General features: G+C 37.6%; 7 protein-coding genes. 1 reads left to right on the plus strand and 6 read right to left on the minus strand.

Annotation, left to right across the window (positions count from 1 at the left end):
- The 5 genes from AC1DCY_RS26080 to AC1DCY_RS26100 form a co-directional block, all read right to left on the minus strand.
- A partial coding sequence (locus AC1DCY_RS26080) for a hypothetical protein (protein ID WP_477355301.1) occupies positions 1 to 425 on the minus strand: 425 nt, incomplete at its 3' end.
- Between the two features lie 378 nt (positions 426 to 803).
- Complete coding sequence (locus AC1DCY_RS26085; RefSeq protein ID WP_477355304.1) at positions 804 to 1,670, minus strand: GNAT family N-acetyltransferase; 867 nt, start codon at positions 1,668 to 1,670, stop codon at positions 804 to 806.
- Positions 1,671 to 2,106: 436 nt separating this feature from the next.
- Entirely contained in the window at positions 2,107 to 3,939 is a 1,833-nt protein-coding gene (locus tag AC1DCY_RS26090) for an ABC transporter ATP-binding protein (RefSeq protein WP_477355307.1), read from the minus strand.
- Positions 3,939 to 5,660, minus strand: coding sequence for an ABC transporter ATP-binding protein (locus tag AC1DCY_RS26095; RefSeq protein WP_477355310.1), 1,722 nt, complete (start codon positions 5,658 to 5,660; stop codon positions 3,939 to 3,941). The genes AC1DCY_RS26090 and AC1DCY_RS26095 overlap by 1 nt, the downstream gene beginning before the upstream one ends.
- 566 nt (positions 5,661 to 6,226) lie before the next feature.
- Positions 6,227 to 6,397: a hypothetical protein gene (locus tag AC1DCY_RS26100; RefSeq protein WP_477355312.1), complete on the minus strand. Its 171-nt coding sequence runs from the start codon at positions 6,395 to 6,397 to the stop codon at positions 6,227 to 6,229.
- A gap of 182 nt (positions 6,398 to 6,579) precedes the next feature.
- Between AC1DCY_RS26100 and AC1DCY_RS26105 the strand changes: the two genes are divergently transcribed.
- Positions 6,580 to 8,601: an EAL domain-containing protein gene (locus tag AC1DCY_RS26105; RefSeq protein WP_477355315.1), complete on the plus strand. Its 2,022-nt coding sequence runs from the start codon at positions 6,580 to 6,582 to the stop codon at positions 8,599 to 8,601.
- A gap of 138 nt (positions 8,602 to 8,739) precedes the next feature.
- Here the strand turns inward: AC1DCY_RS26105 and AC1DCY_RS26110 are convergent.
- The coding region (locus AC1DCY_RS26110; protein WP_477355318.1) for an InlB B-repeat-containing protein at positions 8,740 to 9,790 on the minus strand (1,051 nt) is incomplete at its 5' end.

Consider the following 9,790-nt stretch of genomic DNA (forward strand, 5'->3'; position numbering starts at 1 on the left):
ATTTCTATAACCGGTAGACCCTCGATCATATCAGGGATAACAACATCCTGTGGAGTTTGATCTCCTTTCCATCCTGTAATACTGATACCTGGAATACCAATAAATCTTTCTCTATAGACAAAATTATCGGCACCATTGGGTACACTAGCTTTCTTTTCTGCGTTCAAAGAAGTATCTTCATCCTCCGTAATAGTTGATGCTTCAGCATCTTCTAGTTCATCTTCTGTATTACTATTTAATGAATTATTATCGTTATCATTCGGTTGTACTATGCTATCATCACTACCGGTCATAAGTTCATCATGCGTGCTGGAATCTTCACTACTACTTGCACTGTTACTTTCATTATTACTTATCGCGGAAACAGATGATAATTGGGAAAAAACTAAAAGAATAATCATTAAAAGTAAACTTACTTTTTTCATGTTCGAATCCCCTTTCACCATAATTTTAAAAATAACAAAGAGTATCTACCTTTAAATGGATAATCCCCATTATTTACTTTACAATCATTAACACTAGCAATTCCCACAAAAGCTAGCAAATCAACATTTTCTGTTTTTTGAACATATTTTGATAATCTATTTTCTTGAAATTTCGCACTAGTTATGTATGCACTTCGTATTCTACTATTATTGATCCATTATGCCCGGCATAATGGCGTCCGGAATCGGAAAGGAGATGAATGAAAGTCTTATCTATCCTTTTATGTAGTTCGCCTATCTGCATCTGAAAATTCTCCGCTTCTGCTGAACACAAAAAAAGTGAGAAGCGATGCATAAAGCACACTCCTCACTCTTCACTTATTGTTTTACATAATAGTCTATTTGTTGAGCCTTCATAAAGCCAGCCTTCTCATAAACAGAAAGCGCCTTTCTATTGTCAATTTCTACATCGAGCATGACGAATTTCGCCCCAACTTTACTCGCATAATCTTTGGAAAACGACAGCATCGCAGTACCAATTCCTTGCCCCTCACAGTTTGGATGTACTGCCAATGCAGTAACCCATTGAATTTCATTTTCCTGGGCAGTCGTTACTGTTCCAACAATTTCTCCATCTTTACGCGCTACCCATAGCTTTCGTCCATTCGTCGATGTATTAAAAGTGATTAGCTCCTCAGATTCTTCAGGTAGGTCTCCAAACGCTGCACTATAGATGGCAATCAGCTCCGCCTGTTCACCTGTATAAGGAATGATTTCGATATCGGTCTTTAATTCAACTGACTCTGCTCTTGTTTCTAAAGTGGCCTCTGAAAAGCTATATGTAAAGCCCTTCGTTTCAATAAACGTGTGTCCATAAGGTGAGCCATCTATCACTACCGCCAACTGCCCTTCTGCCCCACGCTCTTCGAGGCCGGCCTGTAAAGCTTCCACTAAAGCGGTTCCAATGCCCTTTTGACGATACATAGGTGCTACCACTAAAGACCATTCATATGTATGCAGCCCCATTAAATCTATTGCACTAGCTGCACCAACTAGTATATCTTTGTCATCTTCATACGCGAGTACCATAAAGCCTTTCGATTCAAAGGAACTCGCCATAGGCAAACCCATAGCCGTTTCATAGACACGATAGTCTTGTGTAGTCGCTTCTTCACACAATAATTTTAATTCATTTAATGTTTCCCCATCTAACGGAAAAGACACTGTCATTACTGAAATATTCATCATTTACTCCGTTCTTCTAACAGACTATTGCCCTATTGTAGCAAGAAAGAAATTAAGCTGGCAACAAATTATAATAGCCACTCCTAATTATTAACAATTTTACTCCAAATATAGTGAAATTAAAAGGTTTTTATATGATTTTTGACGGTTATAGACTGAAATTTACTAGAATATTGTATACATTTTTATACACTACAATTCATCATCTAAAGGCCCTATTTCCGTTGCGGCTAAGCATCGAGTCGCTCTCACACCCCAGAAATTTATTTTCATTTAGGTATTTATCCATAATTATACTATTTTTATGAATGAATTACATTTAAACCGTGAGATAAAAGTCAATGTTTCAACTAAAAAAGAGCAATCCCAAAAATTTGAAATCACTCTTTTTTATATATGAAAAATGAGATTTTATATCTCTATCGTTACTTTCACCCTACTCATCAAGATGATAGGATGAAGATTGTAACATCTGCGCATAGATGCCTCCGGATTCCATTAATTCTTGTTGGGGGCCAGCTTCAACTAACTCACCTTTGTGCATAACGAATACAATATCGGCATTGTGCACAGTGTTTAAACGGTGAGCAATTACAAAGCTTGTGCGTCCCTGCATTAACACATCAAGAGCCTCTTGAATCGCAAGCTCCGTAACAGTATCAATACTACTTGTCGCCTCATCCAACAATAAAATTTTCGGGTCGGCAATCAATGCTCTTGCTATTGACAATAACTGCTTTTGGCCTTGCGAAATTCCACTGCCATCTGCGGCAAGTACTGTGTCATAGCCATCCTTTAGCGTCATGATAAAGTCATGTGCATTTGCACGCTTCGCCGCTTCCTCTATCTCTTCATCGCTAGCATCTAATTGACCATAACGAATATTTTCGCGTACAGATGCTTCAAACAAAAACGGATCCTGTAACACAAAGGCCATTTGCGAGCGCAATGCTTGTCGTTCTATTTGCTGAACGTTTACACCATCAAATAAAACCTCACCCTTTGATACCTCATAAAATCTTGCAATTAGCTGCAAGATCGTTGTTTTTCCTGCTCCAGTTGCCCCAACAAGAGCTACCGTTTGTCCGGGCTCCACGTTAAAATTAATGTCCTTCAAAGTGTAAGCTTCCTCTGCTTGCTCATATTTAAAGTACACATGCTGAAAGCTCACTTGCCCTAATAGCTTATGCTTCTGTGCTGAAGCAGCTTCCTCTTCAGACTGTTCATCCAGTAACGCAAATACACGCTCAGCACCAGCAATCGCTGACAGTACGGTATTAAATTGATTGGCCAAATCATTTAACGGTCGTGTAAATTGCCTTGCGTATTCTGTAAAGATAACAATTACGCCAATTGACACATGCCCATAAAAAGCAAGTACACCGCCAATACCAGCTACAATTGTAAAGCTCATATTGTTTAAAAAGTTCATGACCTTCGGAATATACCCAGAGTATGTCTGCGCCCAAAAGCCAGTACTTTTTAATCGCAAACTTTTTTCGCGAAACTCCGCTTTCATGCGTTCCTCTTGTGAGAAAGCTTTGACAATTCGCTGTCCCGATATTGTTTCTTCAATCATGCCATTCAGAGCTCCTATGGCCGCTTGTTGCTCCTTAAACAATGGTGCGGTTCTCCGCGTAATCCAACGCATCGCCCAAAACATAACCGGTATAATGGTCATCGTTAATACCGTAAGTAGAGGACTTAAACTTAGCATGATGATCACCGTTCCCGTAAGCGTTATTACACTAGAAAACACTTGAATAAAGGAACTATTTAATGTTGAGCTAACTGCTTCAATATCATTCGTCATCCGACTCATTAATTCTCCATGCTGACGACGATCAAAAAAGGCAATCGGCAGTCTTTGGAAATGAGCAAATACACTCGTTCGTAATCTATAAATGGTTTGTTGGGCAACCCCAATCATCCAATAGTTTTGCAAAAATAATGATACGGCTAATAGAACATAAATACCGATTAACAGCACAATTCGCTTGTCCAGTCCTGTAAGCTCTCCATGCGTTACGTACATGTCAATCATTTTACCGATTAAATATGGCCCAAGGAGAGACAAAATGGAACTCGCCAAGACAAGTAACAGCACAATAATTAGTAGTACACGCTGTTCATCAACTATCTTCCACAAACGTAGTAGTGTACTTTTCCAATCTGTCGCACGAGGTCCCTTTTTTTTCTTAACAACTTGCTTCACATCAGCTTTCGTCAAAATCGGCTCATAGCCAAAAGGCTTTTGGAAAAATCCCATTATTCCTCCACCTCCTGTTGCGAAATTGCGATTTTTTTATAAAGCACTGACGTTTGCAAAAGCTCTTCATGTGTCCCGTATGCGACCACTTTTCCTGCATCAATGAGTAAGATGCGACTTGCACCTTTAGCTGTCCGAATTTTTTGAGTGACTACTAGCATTGTTGCTTGTTCCTCACTCAATGCCTCCCATAATGCCTGCTCCGTTTTTACATCAAGCGCGCTCGTACTATCATCAAGCATTAATATATGCCCTTTTCTTAATAACGCTCTTGCAATCGATAATCTTTGTTTTTGACCACCTGAAAGATTGACACCCTTCTGACCGACTTTTGTCTCGTAGCCATTCGGGAAATCCTCCACAGAAGCATGGATTTGCGCTTGCATTGTAGCCTGTAGCACTGCATCCATTTCAGCCTCTGCATCGCCCCAACGAACATTATCAGCAATGCTTCCTGTAAATAATAAAGATTGTTGCGGAACATAGCCGATAATTTCACGCAGCTCTTGTAAATCCCATTGCTGTACATCTTTTCCCTCTATTACTATTTTGCCTTCTGTCACATCGTAGAAACGAGGAATAAGCTGTAACAGTGTTGATTTCCCAGCACCTGTTGCCCCCATAATGGCAAGCTTTTCACCAGATTTCACTCGGAAGCTTACATCTGATAGTACAGGCGAGTCTCCCCCAGGATAAGTAAAGCTCACATGCTCAAAAGCTAATTCTCCAAAATTCAAGCCTTTAGACGTTTTCTCTGAAGATGATGGTAGCTCAATCTCATTCTCAGTTGAAAGGACTTCTGCCATACGCTCTGCAGATGCTTTTGCACGCGCATAAAAAATAATAATAAAGGCAAACATTGAAAACGAACCTGTCATACGCATTGCATAATTGACAATAGCAACAACATCTCCAAGTGGAGTTGTATCTGAAGCTATTTGTTTTGTCCCAAACCACAGTACAGCAAGTAGACTCATATTCATGATGAATAACAGCACCGGCATAATATACTCCATTGTGCGTAAAGCCTTTACAGTATCTATTTTTAAGCGTGAGGCAACTTCATCAAAACGAGAGGCTTCATACGCACCGCGTAAATAAGCCTTCACTAATCGAATAGCTTGTAAATTTTCCTGTAGTACACGATTCAAACGATCCACTCTCTTTTGCACAAGTCCAAAATAAGACACGCCTTTTGCCACCATAAAAATAAGAAATATCAAAATAATCGGTGCGCCAATAACTAAAAACAATGCTAGTTTAGCATTTACAATAAAAGCCATAACGATGCTACCAACAACGGCAAGTGGTGCACGAAGCATAATACGCAAACTCATAAACAGCACTGTCTGAACTTGCGTCACATCATTCGTTAACCTTGTAATAAGAGAAGCTGTTGGGAATTTCTGATAAGTAGCTAATGTAAAGGATTGTATTTTTTCAAACAATGCATTTCGTAAATCATAGGAGAAACTCTGTGCAGTATGCGATGAAAAATACGAATTTACGACACCGGCTATAAAGGCTACGAAAGATAAGCCAAGTAAAACAATTCCCCATTGCCAAATCATCCCTTGGTTTTGAGCCCGTACTCCATCATCTATAATTTTAGCCATGATAAGTGGCTGAGTGAGCTCCACAAACAATTCCAACAGCATTAAACAAAACGCAATAAATGCAGTCCATTTATAAGGCTTTACATAGGAAAAAATTTCTTTCACATTCTTCCCCCTTGCTTTTAGTAAAGAAGTTCCACAAATTTCAATAAATAGTGAGTAACTCCTATACAGATAGTATTTTTATGCTTTTCCTCCACCTACAGAAAGCCATATTACACAAACAAGCATAACGAAGACACCGAATTGCCAAAAACCTAAAACACGATAACTAAAATAACCATTGCTGTTAGTGGTTCAATACTAGAAAGGATACTTGTCTCAACTTAAAAATAGCACGAAAACCATAGATTTGATTCCAAATGCGACAAATAACCCCTAATATAAATCCTGCTATAAGCATTCCCCAACCGCTACTCCCCACAATAAGGCTTTACTACTAACTAATAAAGTGTCAAATGAAGTGTTCGTTAGTAGGAGGAAAAGACCTATAAGTGTACCAATAATCCCTATCACTTGATATTTCGGTGGCCATTTCTTTAAACTAAGAGAGACATAGGTAATAACAAATACCGTGCTAGAAACTGTAATAAGGTAGAAAATACATAGAGGAACTCAGTCTAAGAAAGCCACGTCCTGTGGCAATTTATCAGTAGGTGTTGGGACACTCACTATGAAGATAAATATGTAATATAAAAACCTGCGGCCGATAAACGAATTGTTAACATAAAGGAGACTGTCAATGGCGTATGGTTGAGTAACCACTCCATTAAAGGTCCAGTTGCTCCCCATAACATCGCACCGGAGACGATAAATACTATTCCTTTCAACCGTTCATACAATTCTCGCTTCCTATATTTATACTAGAAAATGTTATTTTTCTTCAATTATTTCCTTATTTCTCGCTAAAAAAGTCCCAAAATCTTTTATTATCAAATATTTACAATCATATTCATAATGACTAATTCCCGATAATTAACTATAATAATAGTATATATAGATTACTCAAGGAGATCGAATAATCATGAGTCATATGCATAAATCATTTACGATCGATGAACATTATTTAAATTCACTTCCTTTTCCTGCTATTGTCATGAATCAAGATGGACAAGTTATAAATTTGGGAAAACTTGCTGAACAGCTATTTGATTTTTCAGCTACTACTATTAAAGAACATACCACTTCATTCATTCATGAAAATTTACTACGTCAGCTTTCATTAGAAACCCTTCAAGCCATTTTGCAAAATAATGACAGCACGTATATCAATCAAATTCAACTGAAAACGTATACAAATGAAGAGATTACAACAGCGCTACTAGCTAAACCATTTACTGAACAAGGGGAGCATTTCGTTCTTATGATGTTCATACTACCAGAGTTAATGATTAATACTGTCTCAAGTAGCAGCACTCTCGTAGACTTAAAACAGGGATTAGACTCAACATTTATGACAGTGACACTTGATCATGATGGGTTCATTTTAGAATGTAATAATGAATTTCTAAAAACGAGTCAATGGACACCAAAACGCGTGATTGGCAAAACATTTTGGCAGCTATTCCCTGAAAATAAAGAAAGCGAAAAGATCACAAATACAATCTGGCGTAATTTAAACAATGGCCATACGTGGCAAGGTGAAATTGAAAAAGTTACAAAAACAGGTCAATCTTATTGGGTACTACTTACAGCTATCCCAACATTTGATCTCGAAACAAATGATCAACAATTTTTATTAATTGAAAAGGATATCACCAAGTCCAAGACAATACAACAACAGCTTGAAAAAATCGCTTATATCGATACAGAAACAGGTCTTATGAATGCACATCGACTCGAAAAAGTGATTTCTAATATGATTGAGGATGAAAGAAACTTTTCTTTTGTCTATTTAAGTATTGATAAATTTTATACATTAAAAGAGTTACACGATCAGCAAATCGATCAAAGTCTAATTGTAGAGTTTACAAATCGTATAAAAATGTACTTCCAAGATAGTACAATGGCACGTATTAACGAAAATGATTTTGTCGTGATTACACCATTAAGTGAATGGTTTATTCAAGGCTTCCTGTCTTACTTACAACAACATCCAATTTATAACAGTAATGTTGCGGTTCCTATTTCTATTAGTGGCGGAATTACACGTTATCCAGAAGATCAAACTACATTCTCCCAACTAATGAAGGCATCCATTGCTACTATCAAAACTGTCCGTGAAGCAGGTGGCGATAAAGTCGTCTCACTATCCAAAGCAACACATAAAGCATTAAATCGTAAAGCTTTAATTGAAAAACGTTTACTTCAGGCTCTTGACCAAAAAAATCTAAAAGTCCTCTATCAGCCACAAATTGATGTTACTTCTGGTAAAATCACAGCTGTAGAAGCACTAGTTCGTTGGGAAGATGAAGTAATAGGCGTTGTTTCACCAGATGAGCTTATTCCAATTGCTGAGGAAACTGGTCTTATTAATAATATCGGTTCCTTTATGCTAGAAAAAGCTTGTGAACAGGCACTAATCTGGAAAAAAGATGGTCTTGATTTAAAAGTATCTATTAACTCTTCTGTACGCGAATTCCGTGATAAAAACATGGCAAAATCAATCCTTGCAACTTTGGCAAAAACAGGCTGTCCTGCAAGCCTTATTCAAATCGAAATTACGGAGAAATTCGCCCTAGAAGCAGAAGCTGCTACCTTTATCACACAGCAAATGCGTAAGCTTGAAAATGAAGGTATTGCCTTTATACTAGATGATTTCGGTACCGGGTATGGCTCATTTAGATATATGCAAATTCTACCAATAGATACATTGAAAATCGATAAAACATTTACAAGTTCTTTATTAAAGTCCGAAAAAACTCAAAAGTTAATGCACGGCATGGTACAACTTGGAAAATCTATGGAACTTAAAGTTGTAGCAGAAGGTGTCGAAACTGCTGAACAAGCAGACCTTTTGACTTCTTATGGCTGTGATGCTATTCAAGGTTACTATATTAGTAAACCAATTCACGCAGAGGAAATTGAAGCATTACTAGTTAAATAGTCAATTTTAAAAAGGAGGTTACGTTTTTAAACGTAGCCTCCTTTTTGTTGTTGAGAAACTATTATGTTAATGAAAGTAAGTTCTCTTACACAAAACGAACGGTTGATTTTTTGTTGAGCGCAGCTTATCAAATTATGATTATTCATTCAATGGTCCATCTTGAAGTACCCATCTGATCGTTCCTTCATAAGCTTCAGCCCTAGCGGTTCCAGCTCTGACTTCTAAGTAAAACCCGTCCCCGTCCTCTTCCCATGTATCAGAAATATTGACAATTTCACCGTTTGTTGTATCCTTTTTATAAATCTTTGCGGAAGCTTCTTCCGTAAGGATTGAAACATTTCCATCATAGCGGTAATGTAAGCTATCTAATGTAGAACCCGTCGTCTTTCCTGTTAATTGCTTATCCATCTTAGCTGTCATTGTCCAAGATGGTTTTTTCGACAGCTCACGATTATCTTTTACCGCTAAAGGCGTATCAAAGTTAATGAGTTGATACGTTTTATGTTGTGATGAAATCTTCAGTTCTTCTCCAAAGTCAATCACTTGAGGCGCAGAAACAAATTCCAATATTCCAGTTTTCGACCATTTAGCATATAGTGTGATATCTTTTGTTACTACATCCTGATCGAAGTCCCATACTATTGTTAGCTCTTTGTCTTTATACCAACCTTCAAATGTGTAGCCTTCTTTTACTGGAGCGTCAGGAGCTGTTACTAATTCTCCATGTCCTACCGTTTGAGCGGGAACTTTGCTTCCTCCATTGGCATCAAACTTGACAGAACCATACTTAACATAAATAGTCATTGGTTTAGCTACAGAGTAATCCCAGTCTATCGTATAATCTTCATCTTCAAACCATCCCATGAAATATCTATCACTTTTATTATAATTATACACACCAAAAGGATGCTCCCCTTTAGCCCATTGGAATTTATGTTCTCCATTAAAGGTTACAAAATCAAATGGATTGGAAAAAAATGCGTTGTTTTTTATTGTTGTCACAGTTGGTGGGATTTCTACACTTGCTAATTGATTTGAACCAAATGCCCATTCTCCTATCGTGGCCACGCTTGATGGGAATTTTACACTTGTTAATTTATTACTATAAAATGCGTTTTTTTCTATTGTTGTCACCTTTGGTGGGATTTCTATACTTGTTAATTGATTACCTGAAAATGCGTACTCTCCT

It is taken from the genome of Lysinibacillus sp. 10T31, from assembly GCF_056394365.1.

Excerpts from the sequence above, each read along its gene's own strand:
- AC1DCY_RS26085 (WP_477355304.1), bottom strand. The coding sequence starts at position 1,670 with ATGAATATTTCAGTAATGACAGTGTCTTTTCCGTTAGATGGGGAAACA.
- AC1DCY_RS26090 (WP_477355307.1), bottom strand. The coding sequence starts at position 3,939 with ATGGGATTTTTCCAAAAGCCTTTTGGCTATGAGCCGATTTTGACGAAA.
- AC1DCY_RS26105 (WP_477355315.1), top strand. The coding sequence starts at position 6,580 with ATGAGTCATATGCATAAATCATTTACGATCGATGAACATTATTTAAAT.